The sequence below is a fragment of the Actinoallomurus sp. NPDC050550 genome (genome assembly GCF_040655075.1).
Lineage (GTDB): Bacteria > Actinomycetota > Actinomycetes > Streptosporangiales > Streptosporangiaceae > Actinoallomurus.
The window spans coordinates 42,722-59,437 of record NZ_JBFAJC010000005.1; the positions used below are offsets into that span (position 1 = coordinate 42,722).

The window sequence follows — 16,716 nt, forward strand, 5'->3', positions numbered from 1 at the left end:
ATCTATTCCTTAGTGCTTGCGAGCAGATCGACGTTCCCGTCGAATTGCCACAGGGGGTTGGGTGCGTCCCCGGTCTGGGTGCGCACCGGGAAGTAGCCGTTCACCTCCTTCGGCCCGTCTCCGTCGGCGACGTACCGCCCGTCTGCGGTGACGTCGAGCTGGTAGATGGCGGTGCCCACGGCGGTCGCGCCGGGGAGGTGCCAGGTCACGACACACCGCCAGTCGTTGCCCGGTCCCTCGTCGGGGACCAGGGAGCCGCCCTTGTCGCAGGACGCGGTGGCCCGCTGCTGCGCCTCAGTGACGTCGGGGCGATGGAGTTCCCGCGTCTGCAGCCGGTAGAGGTGGGCGTACACCGTGGCGAGCGAGTTCTGCAGCTTGGTCCGCTCGATCCCGGAGCCCTTGGCCGGGGTCGCGCCGATGAGCACGACGACGGTGAGGGCGACCAGGCCGGCCAGCGGTAGCACTCCCGCCACGAGGACGCGCCGGCCCGACCCGTCGTACGCGAGGTCGGTGAAGTCGCGGCGCAGGAAGAGGTGGTAGGCCAGCGCGGTGGCGAGGGCCGCCCACGCCAGGCTCACCGCGAGGCCGACGAGGAGGGGGCCCACCTGCGCCGGGCTGGTGAAGAGCCCGCGCCAGGCAAGGAAGGCGTGGCTCGGCAGGGCCAGCTGCACGGCGACCGGCAGCGGGAGCAACTGCGCGAGCTGCAGCGCGAAGGCGACGAGCGCGGGCATCAGCAGCCCCATCGTGGAGCGGCCCAGGGCCACCGAGCCGAGGAGGCCGATCGCGGCGAACGCCAGCGTCGGCGCCAGCACGCAGGCCCACGAGAGCAGGACCGTGCCGGCCGCGGCCGCCGGGGTGAGGAGATGGCCGTCCAGGCCGACGAGCGGCCGGTTGCCGACCGCGGCCAGGCCGCCGGCGATTCCCGAGGCGGCCAGCCCGGCCACCAGCAGCACGAGCACGGTGAGGCTGGCGAGACTCTTCGCCACGAAGATCCGCTTTGGTGAGCGGACCGCCACGAGGAGGTGGCGCCAGGTGCCCAGCCGGTCTTCGGTCGCGAAGACGTCGCCGGCGACCAGCGCCGTCAGCAGCGGGAGCGCCCAGCTGCGCGAGAAGTCCAGCACGACCAGTGCCCCGGCCCAGCCGGTCGCGTGCATCCACCGGCCGAAGACCGTGTCGGCGGGCAGCTGGCTCTGCACGCTCACCGCGGCCACGAAGCCCGCGGGGGCGATCCAGCAGGCGAGCAGCAGCACGCGAATCCGCCACTGGGAGAGCAGCTTGACCAGCTCGAACCGGTAGCCACGCAGCACCGGCGCCGGCCGGGCCTCGACCGGCGGCGGTGCGACGGTCGCGGTCATGAGTCCTCCTCATCGGTCTGTCCGGTCCCGGTCAGGGCCAGGAATGCCGCCTCGAGCGGCGCCACCACGGGCGCCACCTCGCGTACCGCCACGTCGGCCCGCACCAGCCGGGCCACCAGGTCCTCGATGGCCGACACTGGTCCACGGACCACGAGTACGTCGTCGTCCAGCCGCTCGACGCGGTCACGACCGGGCACGACGCGGAGCCCTGACGTGTCCAGCGCCACCTGGTGGGCGGCCGCCGAGTCCGAGGTGAGCAGCCGGTAGTCGAGCTCCCCGCTCTCGGCGGCGAGCTTGCTCACCGGCCCGGAGAAGACGACCCGCCCGGTGGCGAGGACGGTGACCTCGGAGCACAACGCGGCGAGGTCGTCCATCCGGTGGCTGGAGAGGACCACTGCGGTCCCGTCCGCGGCGAGCTTCGTGATGACGCGATGCACGTGGTACTTGCCGGCCGGGTCCAGACCGTTGGCCGGCTCGTCGAGCACGAGCAGTCGCGGTGTGGTGAGCAGCGCGGCGGCCAGTCCGAGCCGCTGGCGCATACCCAACGAGAATCCCCGGATGCGGTCGTCGGCGACGTCGGTGAGCCCGACCTGTTCCAGCGCGTCGTCGACGCGGACGGCGCGACCGGCGTCGTACCCGCGCAGGGAGGCCAGGGCCGAGAGGTTCTGCCGCGCGGTGAGCGACGGATAGAGCCCAGGCCCGTCCACGAAGCCCGCGACGCCGTCGGGGACCGCCAGCGTCCGTCCGACCGGCGTACCCAGGATCTCCAGGCGGCCGCCGTCCGCGACGGCCAGGCCCAACAGCAGACCGAGGAGGGTCGTCTTGCCCGCGCCGTTCGGGCCGACCAGACCGTGGACCTGTCCGTCCGCCACGTCGAGGTCGACGCCGTCGAGTGCGACCACATCACCGAAGGACTTCCTGATCCCGCGACCCCGGACTGCGGGGCTCCTCTGCATGTCGGTCTCCCTTGGCGTTGATCTCCAGCAGAAGGAACTTAGAGATCGTGGTTTGCCTTGGGAGGGCACCCAGTCGAACGTTTGGCAAATGACAACTAAGTCCGGCGGTGCGGCGCCGAACCATGTCGATTCACGTGTCAACCCGGCAATCACGGCGAGGCCGCCGTTGCCGCCACCGGCGACCTGGCCCGGCGGCTTCGTCTCGATGACTGTGCGGTGAAGGCGACTGTCAACCTACCGACTCCGGGGCGCTCGCTCTCCGGAGTCGTTCATGTACCGATGAAAGAAGCATGAAAAATATTCACATGCTTCCTCGATTTGGTTACCGTAACCGGTTACGGCCCTCCATGGACGAGATTTAGCGGCGCCCAGAGGAGCCGGACTCCTCGATACCTCGGTCAAAGGAGGTCGGGATGCGCGTGTACGGCCTTGGTCGCGTGAGGAAAGCCGCACTGGGCGTGGTGGCCCTCGCCATTTCAGCGAGCATGTTCAGCGCGCCCACAGACGCCTCTGCCGCCAACTCACTGAGCATGCTCGGAGCCGACGTGTCGAGCGCGCAACGAGCCCTTGATCTCGGTGCCAGGTATTACAACGCGAACGGTAACGCCGCAGATCCGCTCGACATCCTCAAGGGCCTCGGCGTGAACTACATCCGCCTGCGGATCTGGAACAATCCGGCCAGCGGCTACAACAACAAGGCCAAGGTGCTGGCGTACGCGAAGACGGTCAAGGCCAAGGGCCTCAAGCTGTTGATCGACTTCCACTACTCGGACACCTGGGCCGACCCGGGTCAGCAGCACAAGCCCGCGGCCTGGTCCGGCCACGGCATCGGCCAGTTGCAGACCGACGTCTACAACTACACCTACGACGTCTGCACCAGCCTCAAGGCCCAGGGCACGACCCCGGACAGCGTGCAGATCGGCAACGAGATCAACGTCGGAATGCTGTGGGACGACGGCAAAGTCATCAACAATGACTTCACTAACCTCAGCCTGCTGCTCAAGTCCGGCTACAACGCGACCAAGGCGTGCAACGCAGGGACCAAGGTGGTCATTCACACCGCGGACGCGGACAGCGACGCCCATGCGCGCTGGTTCTACGACGGTATAGCCGCGAAAGGCGTCGCGTGGGACATCACCGGGCTGTCGTACTACTGCATGTGGCACGGCTCGCTGTCAAACCTGTACAACGTCATCGCCGACATGAAGTCCCGATACGGCAAGAACGTCGTCGTTGCCGAAACGGCCTACCCGTTCACCTCGGCGAACGCCGACAGCACCGCCAATTCGGTCACCTCCGGATGCTCGGGCTATCCGCTCACCCGGGAAGGTCAGGCCGCCAACTTCACCGATGTGCAGAACACGGCTCGCAACGCAGGCGCGATCGGCGTCTTCTACTGGGAGCCGACCTGGTACGCGGTGCCCGGCAACGGCTGGGATCCCGCGAACATCGCGGGCAGCGGAGACGGCTGGGACAACATGGCCGTCTTCAACTGGACCGGTCAGGTGAACCCGAACGTCAGATGGACCCCGTAGCCGGCCTCACCACTGGGGCCGCCACGGGTGCGGCCGAGCACATCGAGACGCTCGCTCGGAAGTTCCGTAGCACGCCCGGCCGGGGTCTCGACGGCCTATGCTCCCCTGCCCGTCCGCGGGCGCGTCATCCGGCACGTCGGTGTGATGCGGTCTCGGCCTCGTCGTCCACCGGCCCGGCCACTCGTCCGTCGGGGTCGGTTCAGCGGATCGCGTCGGCTCGACGGGTCGCCTCGGCTCAGCAGGTCGCCTCGGCCCGACGGGTCGCCTCGGCTCAGCAGGTCGCCTCGGCCCGACAGGTCGCCTCGGCTCGGCGGATCGCGTCGCTTCGGCGGTCGGGGCCGGTTCAGCGGCCTGGGCCGGTTCGGTCGGCGAGCTCGGTTCCGTGGGTGACGCCGGTTCGGCGGACGGGGTCGGCTCGGCCGTCAAGGACGGTTCCGTCGGTCGAGTCGGTTTGGTGGTCGGGGTCGCCGTCGCGGATCGGGTCGGCTTGGCGGGGCGCTTCGGCGTCGCCCGGCTCGAGCCGGTTGGAGAGGCGATGCCGCGTCGAGGTGTCGCGGTCGTGGGCGCGGCGGCGGTACGGGGAGGCGTCGGCGACGCGCTCGTGTCCGAGGTGGCCACCTTGGGCGACGGGGACGTCTGGTCGCCCGACGGTACGGGCTGGGCTGAGCGGCTCGGCCGCACGACCGTGCCGGTTTCGTGCGCGTGGTCGGAGCCGGACAACGCGAAGGCCGCGCCCGTCGCCGCGGCGACGCAGACCACCAGGGCCACGGCCGGGAGGAGGAAGCGGCCACCGGCCGATGACCTCTTCTGCTCGGCGTACGTGTCGCCGACGCGTGGCGGCCGCTCGCCGTCACGTGCGTTCGAGTCCTCGGCCCACGCGGCGTCGATGGCCTCCCAGCCGGCCGATCCCACGCTGACCGGTGCGGCGTCCGCGGACCTGTGCTCGGAGCCCGCGGGCTCTTCGGGCGCTGACCCGGCAGGCCGGGATTCGCCGGTTCCGAACAGATCCGGTCGCGTGTCCGCGGAGCCCGCGTCGACCCGGCGCAACGGCGCGGTGGCCGCCTCGTCCGGGGACACTCTCGGGATCCGCCGAGTGGCATCATCGGCCACGTCGGGCGGAGGCGTGCCGTCGGCGGCGGACACCGCCGCTCCGCCGGACACGCGCCCGGCTGTCGCGCACGAGGACAGCACGCGCTCTCGTAGCCCCGCCGGAGGCACATGCCCCAGCGTCACCAGCCGGTGCAGCGCCTCTCCGCTCAGCGGGGAGAGCATGGCCGAGTCCCGTGTCTCCCGGCTGCTGACGAAGGCGGCGGCCTGCTCCAGGCTCCGTTGCGCCTCCCACGCGAACGCCTCGGCGGCCTCCCGCGTCACGCCGAGCACCCGGGCGGTCTGCTCCGGATCGAGGGCGTTCGTCAGCGCCAGGACCTCACGATGTTCGGGACTCAGGAGGGCCAGCGCGCGTCGCAGTGGGTCGGCCGACGCGGTCGTCGCGACGGCGCGCACGAGGGCGCCGCGCCGTACGCACGCGGCCCGGGCGAGCGAGTGGAGCCAGACCGGCAACTCCGCGTCCTCACCCGGGACGGCGTCCGGATGGCCGGCGACCGCGACGAAGGCTTCGCGCAGCGCGTCGCCCGCCTCGACACCGACCATGACGTAGCAATACGCGTAGAGCGGTTCGGCGTACTCGTCGTAGAGCTCGCCGAACGCCTGGGGAGTTCCCACCCGTAGGGCCTCGGTCAGGGACACCGATACCTCCGTCCCACCACGTCACCCCAAATCGGGATAACTTACATAAAGCGGCAGGAAACGGATACTATCCTCCGGGTCGGCATGCGATGGCCCGTTGACCAGGTAAAACTCTGTCGTTCGTGCGGAACCGGCGACGACCGCGGCCGTCTGGACGAGGTGGTCGAATCATCCGCATCGCCCGCCCCAGGGCCGGACCCTGCGTATCGGATCGCCGATGGGGGCTATGCCACGGGCGAGACCCTCCGGATCGGGTCAGGCCGCGGTGCAGGTGAGCGCGGGTACTTCGGCCGCGCCGGAGCCGAGGAATCCGAACTCGGCACTGGCACCCGCGCCGAGTGCGCCGTTGTAACCGACGTTGCGGGCGGTGACCTGGGATCCGGAGCTGGTGAGGGTCGCGTTCCAGACCTGGGTGACGGTCTGGCCGCCGGCGTATCGCCAGGTGACGGTCCAGCCGGTGATGGCCGTGGTCCCGGCGGTCACCTTGACCGATGCCTGGAAGCCGCCGGACCACTGCCCGACCACGCTGTAGGTGGCGGTACAGCCGCCGGCCGGCCGTGAATCGCTCAGTGATGACGCGGCGCCCCCCGAAGATCGGCGGCGCCGCGCCGCTATGGCGCGGGGCCTCGGCGACGCGGGATCAGCTCTCCGCGGAGATGATCTGCCGCAGCGCCTCGACCGCGTGGTCGCGGTGCTCGGCGAGCAGCTTCACGAGCCGGTCGCCGTCACGGTCGCGCACCGCGTCCACGATGCCGGCGTGCTCGCGCTCGACCAGTTCGCGATTGGTGGGCGCGTTGTAGTAGACCGAGCGATAGGGGTCGGTGGAGTCCCAGAGCGAGCGGATCATGCGGACCAGCCGTGGCATCCGCGAGGCCTCGAGTATCGAGAAGTGGAGCCTGCGGTTGGCCGCGGTCATCGCCGGCAGGTCGCCTCGGGCGGAGGCGGCCTCCACCTCGCGCTGCGCCGCGACGATCTGCTCGATGTCCGCGTCGCTCACCTTCTCGACGGCGAGGCGGGCCGCCTCGGACTCCAGCAGTCCCCGGATGTGGTAGACCTCCAGCAGATCTGACAGGGACAGCTCGGTCACCATGTATCCGTGGTGCGGCCGGTGGACGACCTGGCCCTCGCCCTCCAAGATCTTCAGGGCCTCCCGGAGCGGGACCCGGCTCACTCCGAACCGCTCGGCGAGGAGCTCCTGCCTGATCGGCCGGCCGGGCTTGAGCTCCCCGGAAATGATGAGCTTGCGGACCTCGGCGAGCACGTAGCCCTGTACCGTCGGCGGCCGCGAGACCCCGCCAGCCGGCATCGTGCTCACCTGCCTTCCCGGAGGCCGTGGAGATATCGGACACGAGCCTCTGCAGTGTCCCAAGGGGCGCCGGCGCCCTGCACCAACATATCCGCGAGTCCACGGCGAGCGCCGAACTATTGGCGAATGTATAGTGGATCCAATTTGTGCCGCAAGACCCTCCACCAGGGCTTTCGCGGTCCGTTGTGAACCCCTGGCCGGAGATGGGAGAGGCTCACATGAAGCAGGTGACCGTCGCGGGCAGCGTCCTCGACGCTCTCGCGTCGATCGGGACGGAGCGCGTCTTCGGCCTTCCGGGCGTGCACAACCTCGCGTTCTGGCAACAGCAACGGCCCGGCCGGCCGGGCATCATCGGGGTCAGGCACGAGCAGACCACCGTGTACGCCGCCGACGGCGCCGCCCGCGCCACCGGCGCGCTCGGCGTCGCGCTGACGACGACGGGCCCAGGCGCCGCCAACGCGGTCGCCGCCTTCGGTGAGGCCGCGGCGTCGCACAGCCCGGTGCTGCTCGTCGCCAGCGAGGTCGCCACCACGCTACGCCGCCCCGGCGTGGTGCGCGGCATCCTGCACGAGAGCGCGGACCAGGCGGCGCTGTTCGAACCGCTGGCCAAGGCCGTCTACCGGCCGCGTACGCCCGGCGAGGTCGCGGAGGCGGTCGGCGCAGCGATCACGACCGCGCTCACCTGGCCGCAGGGGCCGGTCTACCTGGACGTGCCGACCGACGTCCTGGGACGGCCGGGCGTGCCCGTACGGCACACCGCACCGGAACGCGCCGCTCCTGAGGACGACCGGCTCGGCGCCGCCGTGGCCGAGATCGACCGGGCCGAACGGGTCGTGCTGTGGGCCGGCGGCGGGGTGGTGCAGGCCGGTGCCGAGAGCGACCTGGACGCCCTGGCCCGGCGGCTGGGCGCCCCGGTGGTCAGCACGTTCGGCGCGCGCGGCGTGCTGCCCGACGACCATCCGTGCCTGGTCGCGGCTCCGCCGCACGAGCCCGAGGTTGCGGCGCTGATCGCCGAAGCGGACCTGATGGTGGCGGTGGGCACCGACTTCGACGGGATGAACACCCGCAACTGGTCGATGCCGCTCCCGCCCCGGCTGGTGGCGGTCAACTGCGACGCGACCGACCTGGGCAAGAACTACTCCCCCGACGTCGGTGTCCTCGGCGACGCCCGGGAGACGCTGCGGGCGCTGGCCCACGCGGTCGCCGCCCGGCCCGCGTCGTGGACGGACGCGGCGGGACTGCGCGAGAAGATCAGGGAGAGGCTGCGCGGCGAGAAGTGCGACGAGCCGCTGAGCCTCGTCGAGGCCGTCGAGGACGCCTGGCCCACGGCGGGCGCGGTCGTGGCGGACATGGCCGTGGCGGGCTACTGGGTCGGCGGGTACGCCTCGATGGGACGCCCGCGGCGGCTGCAGTACCCGGTGGGCTGGGGCACGCTCGGCTACGCCCTTCCGGCGGCGATCGGCCCCGCCGCGGTGTCCGGCACGCCCACCCTCGCCGTCTGCGGAGACGGCGGCCTGATGTTCGGCGTCGGCGAGCTCGCCACCCTCGCGCAGGAGCGGCTGCCGGTGACGGTCCTCGTCGTCGACGACGCCTGCTACGGCATGCTCCGCTATGACCAGGAGCGGTTCGGCCATCCTGAGCAGGGCGTGCACCTGGCGACTCCGGATTTCGTGGCGCTCGCGCGCAGCTTCGGCATCGGCGCCGCGGACGTGCCCGGCGTCACGGAACTCCCCTCCGCGCTGCGCGAGGCGGCGGGACACGGCGGCCCGATGCTCCTGCGGCTGCCGGCCGCGCTGCCCCCGCCCCGTACGACCTCCCCGCGCTGGCACGACTGACCGGTGCCGTCCCGCCCGGCACCCACGAGCCCCTGACACCCCGACCGCCGCGGGCGTTCCGTCGTCCCGGCCCGAGCACGAAAGCGAGCCCGACCATGACAGCGGTCTCCATCAGCAGAGACCCGGCCCGAAGCCGTACGGAGACGTCCTCTCCCGAGAGTGGGGAACGCCGATGACGGACCGCGGCCCGCTGTCCGGACTGCTGGTGGCCGACTTCAGCCGGGTCCTCGCCGGGCCGCTCGCCACCATGATGATGGCGGACCTCGGCGCGACCGTGATCAAGGTGGAACGACCGGGCGAGGGGGACGACACGCGCCGCTGGGGGCCGCCCTGGACGCCGCGTTCCAGCTCGTACTTCGAGGGCGTCAACCGTGGCAAGCGCAGCATCGCGCTCGACCTGACCGACCCCGCCGACCGCGAGATCGCGACCGAGCTGGTGCGCCGCGCCGACGTGCTGGTGGAGAACTTCCGGCCCGGAGTGCTGGCGCGGTACGGGCTGGACCACGAACAGGCCGGTGCGCTGAACCCGCGCCTGATCTATACCTCCATCTCCGGATTCGGCAGCTCGGCCGGGGCGGAGCTGCCCGGCTACGACTTCGTCGTCCAGGCCGCGGGCGGCCTCATGAGCATCACCGGCGCGGCCGACGGCGATCCCATGAAGGTCGGCGTCGCCCTCATCGACGTCATCACCGGCAAGGACGCCCTGATCGGCATCCTGACCGCCCTGCGTCACCGGGACCGCACCGGCCGGGGGCAGCATGTCGAGGTGAACCTGCTGACCAGCCTGCTCGGCGGGCTGGCGAACCAGGTCTCCGGCTACCTGACGACCGGGGAGGCTCCCGTTCGGATGGGGAACCGGCATCCGAGCATCGCACCGTACGAGACGCTGCGGTGCGAGGACGGCCTGCTCGCCGTCGCGGTCGGCACCGACGCGCAGTTCCGCAGGTTCTCCTACGAGCTGGGGCTGCACGGCATCGCCGACGACCCGCGGTTCGCCGACAACGCCGCGCGCGTCGAGCACCGCGCGGAGCTGGTCGAACGGCTGGAGGGAGCGCTGTCGGCCCGTACCGCGGGAGACTGGCAGCGGCGGCTGACCGCGGCCGGGATCGCCTGTTCGCGGGTCAACGACATCCCCGCGGCCATCGATTACGCGGCCGAGCTCGGCCTGTCCCCGCTGCTCCACGTCGGGGACGACCATCCGCCGCAGGTACGGCCGCCCATCACCTTCTCCGACACCGCCGCGACCGCGCCGACACCGCCGCCCGACCTGGATGAGCACGGCGACGCGCTCCGGGCGTGGCTGCGGTCGACCGATCCCGTCCCCCTCCCCAACGGCTTCCTGAACCACGACCGAGGAGCATCATGACCGCCACGCCCCCGTTCCGGCCGGACGACCCGCTGGACATCGACTCGCTGCTGAGCCCGGAGGAGCTCGCCGTCCGGGACACCGTGCGGGCGTTCTGCGCCGAGCGCGTCGCCCCCCACATCGCGGACTGGTTCGAGCGCGGTGAGCTGCCGACCGCACGAGAGCTGGCCCTGGAGATAGGGAAGATCGGCCTGCTCGGCATGCACCTCGAGGGGTACGGCTGCGCCGGGATGAGCGCGGTCGCCTATGGCCTCGCCTGCCTGGAACTCGAGGCGTGCGACTCGGGCATCCGTTCGCTGGTGTCGGTCCAGGGTTCGCTGGCGATGTACGCGATCCGACGCTTCGGGTCCGAGGAGCACAGACGCGAGTGGCTGCCCCGGATGGCCTCGGGCGAGGCGATCGGCTGTTTCGGCCTCACCGAGCCCGACCACGGATCGGATCCCGGCTCCATGAGCACCACGGCGCGCCGTGACGGCGGTGACTGGGTGCTGAACGGCCGCAAGATGTGGATCACCAATGGCTCGATCTCCGACGTCGCCGTCGTCTGGGCACGGACCGACGAGGGTGTTCGCGGCTTCGTCGTACCGACCGGCACACCCGGGTTCGACGCACCGCTGATGCACCGCAAGCTGTCCCTCCGGGCCTCGGTGACCAGTGAGCTCGTGCTCGACGACGTGCGGCTGCCCGCCACCGCGGCGCTGCCCGAGGGGACCGGCCTGCGTGCCCCGCTGAGCTGCCTCAACGAGGCCCGGTACGGGATCATCTGGGGCGCCGTCGGGGCGGCCCGCTCGTCACTCGAAGCGGCGCTGGACTACGCCGGCTCCCGAGTCCAGTTCGACCGGCCCATCGCCGGCTTCCAGCTCACCCAGGCCAAGCTCGCCGACATGGCGCTCGAGGTGCACAAGGCGCTGCTGCTCGCCCTGCACCTCGGCCGGCTCAAGGACGACCACCGGATCCGCCCCGACCAGGTCAGCTTCGGCAAACTGAACAACGTCCGCGAGGCACTCGACGTCTGCCGCACCGCCCGTACGATCCTCGGCGCGAACGGAATCTCCCTGGAATACCCCGTGATCCGCCACATGACCAACCTCGAATCGGTGCTCACCTACGAGGGAACCTCCGAGATGCACACGCTCGTGCTCGGCCAGGCCCTCACCGGGATCCCGGCGTTCCGCGGCTGAGGCGTCGCCCGGCGTGTTCCCCGCGTGTGGCGTGCGGCCGGCTGCGGTGCTCGACTCGGTGGGGAGGCAAGGTGGGCACCGCCGTACTAGCGGTCGCCCTGGCGACGTCGCTGGCCGCCTGCTCATCCGGCGGCTCCGGTCTACCCGGACCCCGAGCAAGCGGCGGTGTTCAACCGCACGTTCGGATGTGTGCGCCTGGTGTGGAACAAGACCCTCGCCGAACGCCACGCGGCCTACCACCAGCGGGGCGCCAGGACCTCCTACAAGCAGACCGACGCCGCGTTGACCGGATGGAAGAAGACCGAGGACCTGGCGTTCTTGTCCGAGGTGTCGTCGGTTCCGTTGCAGCAGACGCTGCGGCATCAGCACGCGGCGTTCGCGAACTTCTTCGCAGGACGCGCGAAGTACCCGCGGTTCAAGAACCGCAACTCCCGGCAGTCCGCGCACTACACCCGTTCGGCGTTCCGGATGAACAACGGCGAGTTGTTCATGGCCAAGACCCGGACACCGCTGCGGTTCGTGTGGTCCTTCGACGACGTCGAGGCGTCCGCGCTGAACCCGACCATGGTCGTCATCTCCCGCGATCCGGACGGCCGCTGGTATGTGACGTTCGCCGTCGACACCGACGCGCCCGAGCCCATGGACGAGGCCGGGCACGCCATCGGCGTCGACCTGGGTGTGAAGGACTTCGCGGTCACCTCCGACGGAGAAAGCATCGCCAACCCGCGCCATCTTGAGCGCAAGGCCCGCAACCTCGCCCGGTATCAGCGGCGTATGGCCCGCTGCGAGCGCGGGAGCATGAACCGGCGTAAGGCCAAGGCGAAGGTCGCCCGCGCCCACCGCAAGGTCCGCAACGCCCGGAAGGACTTCCTGCACCGCACGAGCACGAACCTCGTGCGCAGGGCCGACACCATCGTGATCGAAGACCTCGCGGTCACCAACATGGTGAAGAACCACGCGCTGGCGCGGGTGATCTCCGATGCGGGGTGGGGGAGTTCCGCAGGCAACTGGAGTACAAGGCCGAACGCGCCGGCCGCACGCTCGTGGTGATCGACCGCTGGTACCCCTCCTCCAAGACCTGCTCGGCTTGCGGGCACCTGCTCGCCAAGTTGAGTCTTTCCACCCGGCACTGGACGTGTCCGGGCTGCCGCACCCGCCACGACCGGGACATCAACGCGGCCAAGAACATCCTTGCGGCTGGTCGAGCCGTAACCGGGGACAACCCTGGTGATGCCTGTGGAGCTGGCGCGAACGTGGACAAGGAGTGTCCGGCCGTCAGCAGCGTGCGAGAGCCGCCGAGGTCTTACGCCGGGCGAGTTCCGACTGGTAGCGGCGGCCGACCCGGGCGGCGTTCTCATCCAGGTAGCCGGTCAGCGGCGTGGGGCAGGTGGCCTCGCCCTCGACCATGACGAGCTCCGCCATGAGCCCCTCGATCTCGTCCCGCGTGAGCACGACGTCCCGGGTCAGCATCGACATGCCGCGCAGGAGGACGGACACGGCGGCCGTCGGGAGATGCACCGGCCGGAACGGGGCGCCGATGGCCTGGGCGATCGTGCCGACCAGGTCCTCGAAACCGAACGACTCGGGGCCGATCGCGTCGGTGACGGTGTTCGTCCGCTCCGCCCCGAGACGTACGCACAGGTCGGCGAGGTCCTGGACGTGCACCGGGCGCAGCCGGTACCGGCCCGTCCCGGGAATGGCGAACACCGGGAACCGGCGCAGCAACCAGGCGATGTTGTTGATCAGAATGTCGTCTCCGCCGAAGATCACGCTCGGCCGGACGATGGCGTAGGACATGCCGCCCGCCGTGACGAGATCCTCGACCGCCGCCTTGCCCTGGTAGTAGGTGTAGAAGGACGCCGAATCCGGATTGGTGATGCTCAGGTGCACGACCCGCTCGACCCCCATCCGGGCGGCGGCCGAGAGCAGTGTCTCGGTGTTGGCCACCGCGTCCACATGACTGGTGCCGGCCGGCGCGTACCGGGACCAGTAGGTGTTGTAGAACGTCGTGACACCGTCGAAGGCCTCCGCCAATGCCTCCGGGTCGCTGAAGTCGAGGGGGAACACGTCGATGTCGGCGTCGGCCGCCGGATGGTTCGTCAGCGTACGGACCGTGTGGCCCGCCATCTCGAGCCGACGCCTGAGGTAGGTTCCCGAGTATCCGTATGCACCCGTCACAAGATCTATCTGGCTCATGACCGATCCCTCCGTCGTCGCGGTTCCGGCGGCCACCACCGAAATCATACATACGTATGAGTGAGCGTCCAGACCCCACCCGTCGACGCCTGCTCGACGCCACCCTCGACGTGCTCCGCACCCACGGGGTCGCCCGAGCGACGTCCCGCGAGATCGCCTCCGCGGCGGGAGTGAACCTTCAGGCGATCACGTACCACTTCGGCTCCAAGGACGAGCTCGTGGCCCAGGCGCTGGTCCACGCCGTCCGGACCTGGATCGAGCCCGCCCGCACCGCGTTGACCGGCGTCGCGGACGATCCGCTGGGCCGCCTCTTCGGTACGGTGCTCGCCCTTCAGGAGGCCCTGGAGCAGGCACGCGAGCACTTCCCCGCCTACATCGAGGCCCTGGCGGCCGCGTCACGCGACGAGACCGTCCGCGCCCAGGTCGTCGGCCTGCTGGCCGAACTCCGCGACGCGCTCGCGACGAGCATCCGCGAACTGCGCGAGAGCGGCTACATCGCCGCGTGGGTGGATCCGGAGCCGATGGCGTCCCTCATCATCGCGGCCGGTGACGGGTTCGTCCTGCACTCCACGCTCGATCCCGGCAGCTACGCACCAGAGTCGACGCTGAACCAAGTGGTCCAGCTGCTTCTCGCCGCAAGGCGCTCGGAGGAGTCGGACTGAACGGCCGCCCGAGCGGTCCGCGGGGGCCCCGCGTTTGAAACTTTCCGGAGGCGGGCCGCGTTTTCGCACGTCCCGGGCTGCCGCCATCGACGCTCATTGACACGGCTGCGGCGGCTCGTTCACCGTGCCCATTGTTAGCGCTCACATCGACCACCCGAAAGTAGTACGGCGCGCTGGACCTTCGGCTCCGGGCAGACGGTCGGCCAGGCGTGGAACGCCCAGGTCTCGCAGAGCGGCAGTGCGGTGACCGCCTCCAACGTGAGCTGGAACGGCTCGCTGGCGACGGGTGCCAGCGCCTCGTTCGGATTCAACGGCACGTGGAACAACGCCGGCAATGACGTGCCGACCGGCTTCACCCTCAACGGCGTCACCTGCACCGGCGACACCACCACCCCGACCCCGCCCACCTCTCCCCCGCCGGCTACTCCACCGACGCGCACGGTGCGGGTCTTCTGGCTCAAGCCGTCGGACGTGGCGTACGACCAGCGGTACCCGGACGGCATCACCAAGGTCCTGCAAGAGGCGCAGCGCTTCTTCAAGCAGGAGCTGGGCAAGACGTTCACGTTGAACAGCCCGGTCGTCGAGGTCGTCAACGGCGACAAGCAGCGAAGCTGGTACGAGAACACGCCGAATTGCGGCGATAAGTACTGGTGGACGGTGTGCAACATGGAAGACGAACTGCGCAGCAAGTTCGGCCTCGGTGCACCGGACAACCGCTGGATCAACGTCGGCGAAATCAGCGCGGAAGGTGACGGCGCCGGCGGCGGTGGCGGCAACGGATGGGTGATCCTCAGCGGCCACGACGCCGACGGCGCGGCGGGCATCAACGGCCCGATGAACCGGTGGTACGGCGGAATGGTGCACGAACTGGGGCACGCGTTCGGCCTGCCCGACGCCACGTCCACCGACGGGACGTGCATGTCGGCGTCCCTCTACGACTACCCGAACTGCCACTTCAGCCCGACGCAGAAGAACGGCATCCTCAACGGCCCCTACGGCAGCTTCCTCTCCTGATCGGTGATGGGCGGCGTGACCGGAGCGTCACGCCGCCCATCCCGTGCCGCGGCCGGCAGACCGCAGGCGTTCCATTCGGCGGATCGGCCGGGTCGACACATCGTTCGATCGAGTTATCCACAACCCGTGGCGACGCCTGGATGCGCCCGTTCGATGAACGCGATGATGAAGTTCCCGGTGGTCAGCACCGCCGTAATGGCGGTCTCCTCGGCCGCCACCGGGTGCCGCGTTCGCGAAAGGGGTCTAAATGCACGGGGGTCTGCCCTTCATAGGGTTCAGCACCATCATTTACGGGGTCGTCGGGATCGTCACGGTGGTCGCGCGGTTCAGGAGGCGCAAATGATGCCCTCCCTCACCGTCATCGTCCCGGCCCACAATGAGGAGGAAGGGCTTCCGGCGACGTTGGAGTCCCTTCTCAGCCAGACGGTCCCGCCCGACGAGATCATCGTGGTCGACGACGGCTCGACCGACCGCACCGGCGCGGTCGCACGGTCCTACGGGGTGACCGTGCTGACACCCGCACGGAACCTCGGCAGCAAGGCCAAGGCGCAGAACCACGCGCTGCCGCACTGCCGGACCGATCTCGTGCTCGCGGTCGACGCCGACACCGTGCTCGCACCCGACTACATCGAGAAGATCAAGCCGGCGTTCGACGATCCGGCCGTCGTCGTCGCGGCGGGGAACGTGCAGACGCGGTTCACCCGCACCGCCTGGGAGCGGGGCCGGTCGATCGAGTACCTCTTCGGCTTCCACTGGAACCGGCCGATCCAGAACCACGCGAACAGCCCGGTGGTCTGCTCCGGCTGCTGCTCGGCGTTCCGGCGGGACATGCTCGTGGCCTTCGGCGGCTTCCCCGAGCGCACCATCGTCGAGGACATGGACATCACCTGGTCCCAGCAGATCGCGGGCCGAAAGGCCGTCTACGTCGGCGACGCGGTCGCGTGGGCGGCCGACCCCGAGACCCTCACCTACCTGCGCAAGCAGGTGTGGCGCTGGATGGCCGGCTTCTTCCAGAACGTCCGGCTGCACCTCGGAGGGCTGGTGGTCCGCAAGCCCATGCTGGCTCTGTGGATCGTCCTGGCGGTGTTCGAGGTCTTCACCGCGCCGCTGTGGTGGGCCGCCCCGTTCCTCCTCACCCTCGGGATGCACCGCCCGGTCGCGCCGACCCTGGCGTGGTGGCTCGGCTCCGAGCTGCTCTTGACCGCACCGCCGCTGATCTATGCGGCGCGACGGCGGAGGCTGCCGGTGCTCCGGGTGCTGATGAACGTCCCGTTCGTCTACCTGACGAAGGCGGTCAACCTCTACTACGCGTGGAAGGCCCTCATCGTCGAGCTGATCCTCGTCCCGCTCCATCTCTCCCCGGGGCTCGTCGTGTACGAGAAGGGACGCGCCCACACACCTCCCAGCGCGTAGCGCGAGCGTGATCGCGTACGGCCGCCGCCGGCCGTACGCGATCACATGAACTCAAGGGAAAAGATAGGCGATCACCACCTACCCGGATGCGATCGTCCGGTCTATGATCGCAACGCCTTGTCAATGTTTCTGACAACACAACTCGGAGTTT

At 70.1% G+C, this 16,716-nt stretch carries 13 protein-coding genes and 2 pseudogenes; 9 read left to right on the top strand and 6 right to left on the bottom strand.

Annotated features, from left to right (window positions below; genetic code table 11):
* Nucleotides 1-2: 2 nt before the first annotated feature.
* Both AB0I04_RS08560 and AB0I04_RS08565 read right to left on the bottom strand, forming a co-directional pair.
* Nucleotides 3-1,355, bottom strand: coding sequence for an ABC transporter permease (locus AB0I04_RS08560; protein WP_360881121.1), 1,353 nt, complete (start codon nucleotides 1,353-1,355; stop codon nucleotides 3-5).
* Nucleotides 1,352-2,311: an ABC transporter ATP-binding protein gene (locus AB0I04_RS08565; RefSeq protein WP_360881123.1), complete on the bottom strand. Its 960-nt coding sequence runs from the start codon at nucleotides 2,309-2,311 to the stop codon at nucleotides 1,352-1,354. The genes AB0I04_RS08560 and AB0I04_RS08565 overlap by 4 nt, the downstream gene beginning before the upstream one ends.
* A gap of 413 nt (nucleotides 2,312-2,724) precedes the next feature.
* Between AB0I04_RS08565 and AB0I04_RS08570 the strand changes: the two genes are divergently transcribed.
* Nucleotides 2,725-3,846, top strand: coding sequence for a glycosyl hydrolase 53 family protein (locus AB0I04_RS08570; RefSeq protein ID WP_360881125.1), 1,122 nt, complete (start codon nucleotides 2,725-2,727; stop codon nucleotides 3,844-3,846).
* Nucleotides 3,847-3,852: 6 nt separating this feature from the next.
* Here the strand turns inward: AB0I04_RS08570 and AB0I04_RS08575 are convergent, their stop codons facing one another.
* The 3 genes from AB0I04_RS08575 to AB0I04_RS08585 all read right to left on the bottom strand — a co-directional run bounded on the left by AB0I04_RS08575 (nucleotide 3,853) and on the right by AB0I04_RS08585 (nucleotide 6,898).
* Nucleotides 3,853-5,592: a hypothetical protein gene (locus AB0I04_RS08575; RefSeq protein ID WP_360881127.1), complete on the bottom strand. Its 1,740-nt coding sequence runs from the start codon at nucleotides 5,590-5,592 to the stop codon at nucleotides 3,853-3,855.
* Nucleotides 5,593-5,847: 255 nt separating this feature from the next.
* Entirely contained in the window at nucleotides 5,848-6,207 is a 360-nt protein-coding gene (locus AB0I04_RS08580) for a cellulose binding domain-containing protein (RefSeq protein WP_360881754.1), read from the bottom strand.
* A 25-nt stretch (nucleotides 6,208-6,232) separates the two neighbouring features.
* A complete protein-coding gene (locus AB0I04_RS08585; protein WP_360881129.1) occupies nucleotides 6,233-6,898 on the bottom strand; it encodes a GntR family transcriptional regulator in 666 nt (221 codons plus the stop codon).
* A gap of 218 nt (nucleotides 6,899-7,116) precedes the next feature.
* Between AB0I04_RS08585 and AB0I04_RS08590 the strand changes: the two genes are divergently transcribed.
* The 5 genes and pseudogenes from AB0I04_RS08590 to AB0I04_RS08610 form a co-directional block, all read left to right on the top strand.
* Nucleotides 7,117-8,733, top strand: coding sequence for a thiamine pyrophosphate-binding protein (locus AB0I04_RS08590; RefSeq protein WP_360881131.1), 1,617 nt, complete (start codon nucleotides 7,117-7,119; stop codon nucleotides 8,731-8,733).
* A gap of 172 nt (nucleotides 8,734-8,905) precedes the next feature.
* A complete protein-coding gene (locus AB0I04_RS08595) occupies nucleotides 8,906-10,099 on the top strand; it encodes a CoA transferase (protein WP_360881133.1) in 1,194 nt (397 codons plus the stop codon).
* On the top strand, nucleotides 10,096-11,280 hold the full coding sequence (locus AB0I04_RS08600) for an acyl-CoA dehydrogenase family protein (protein WP_360881135.1): 1,185 nt from the start codon (nucleotides 10,096-10,098) through the stop codon (nucleotides 11,278-11,280). Before AB0I04_RS08595 ends, AB0I04_RS08600 begins: the two co-directional genes overlap by 4 nt.
* A 189-nt stretch (nucleotides 11,281-11,469) precedes the next feature.
* A complete protein-coding gene (locus AB0I04_RS08605; protein ID WP_360881137.1) occupies nucleotides 11,470-12,330 on the top strand; it encodes an RNA-guided endonuclease TnpB family protein in 861 nt (286 codons plus the stop codon).
* A pseudogene (locus AB0I04_RS08610) lies at nucleotides 12,327-12,416 on the top strand (hypothetical protein); the annotation flags it as partial. The gene AB0I04_RS08605 and the pseudogene AB0I04_RS08610, both read left to right, overlap by 4 nt.
* A gap of 139 nt (nucleotides 12,417-12,555) precedes the next feature.
* On the opposite strand, the gene AB0I04_RS08615 reads toward AB0I04_RS08610, so the two are convergent.
* Nucleotides 12,556-13,476, bottom strand: coding sequence for an NAD-dependent epimerase/dehydratase family protein (locus AB0I04_RS08615; RefSeq protein WP_360881139.1), 921 nt, complete (start codon nucleotides 13,474-13,476; stop codon nucleotides 12,556-12,558).
* Between the two features lie 56 nt (nucleotides 13,477-13,532).
* Between AB0I04_RS08615 and AB0I04_RS08620 the strand changes: the two genes are divergently transcribed.
* From AB0I04_RS08620 to AB0I04_RS08630, 3 genes and pseudogenes are all read left to right on the top strand, one after another.
* A complete protein-coding gene (locus AB0I04_RS08620) occupies nucleotides 13,533-14,138 on the top strand; it encodes a TetR/AcrR family transcriptional regulator (protein WP_360881141.1) in 606 nt (201 codons plus the stop codon).
* Nucleotides 14,139-14,315: 177 nt separating this feature from the next.
* Nucleotides 14,316-15,152 (top strand): annotated as a pseudogene (locus AB0I04_RS08625) (cellulose binding domain-containing protein); the annotation flags it as partial.
* Nucleotides 15,153-15,491: 339 nt separating this feature from the next.
* Nucleotides 15,492-16,565, top strand: a complete 1,074-nt coding sequence (locus AB0I04_RS08630; protein ID WP_360881143.1) for a glycosyltransferase — start codon at nucleotides 15,492-15,494, stop codon at nucleotides 16,563-16,565.
* Nucleotides 16,566-16,716: the final 151 nt, after the last annotated feature.

What these genes read in the sequence shown, in the direction of transcription:
- AB0I04_RS08560 (WP_360881121.1), bottom strand. Translation starts at nt 1,355, where the DNA reads ATGACCGCGACCGTCGCACCGCCGCCGGTCGAGGCCCGGCCGGCGCCG.
- AB0I04_RS08565 (WP_360881123.1), bottom strand. Translation starts at nt 2,311, where the DNA reads ATGCAGAGGAGCCCCGCAGTCCGGGGTCGCGGGATCAGGAAGTCCTTC.
- AB0I04_RS08570 (WP_360881125.1), top strand. Translation starts at nt 2,725, where the DNA reads ATGCGCGTGTACGGCCTTGGTCGCGTGAGGAAAGCCGCACTGGGCGTG.
- AB0I04_RS08585 (WP_360881129.1), bottom strand. Translation starts at nt 6,898, where the DNA reads ATGCCGGCTGGCGGGGTCTCGCGGCCGCCGACGGTACAGGGCTACGTG.
- AB0I04_RS08590 (WP_360881131.1), top strand. Translation starts at nt 7,117, where the DNA reads ATGAAGCAGGTGACCGTCGCGGGCAGCGTCCTCGACGCTCTCGCGTCG.
- AB0I04_RS08595 (WP_360881133.1), top strand. Translation starts at nt 8,906, where the DNA reads ATGACGGACCGCGGCCCGCTGTCCGGACTGCTGGTGGCCGACTTCAGC.
- AB0I04_RS08600 (WP_360881135.1), top strand. Translation starts at nt 10,096, where the DNA reads ATGACCGCCACGCCCCCGTTCCGGCCGGACGACCCGCTGGACATCGAC.
- AB0I04_RS08615 (WP_360881139.1), bottom strand. Translation starts at nt 13,476, where the DNA reads ATGAGCCAGATAGATCTTGTGACGGGTGCATACGGATACTCGGGAACC.
- AB0I04_RS08620 (WP_360881141.1), top strand. Translation starts at nt 13,533, where the DNA reads ATGAGTGAGCGTCCAGACCCCACCCGTCGACGCCTGCTCGACGCCACC.
- AB0I04_RS08630 (WP_360881143.1), top strand. Translation starts at nt 15,492, where the DNA reads ATGATGCCCTCCCTCACCGTCATCGTCCCGGCCCACAATGAGGAGGAA.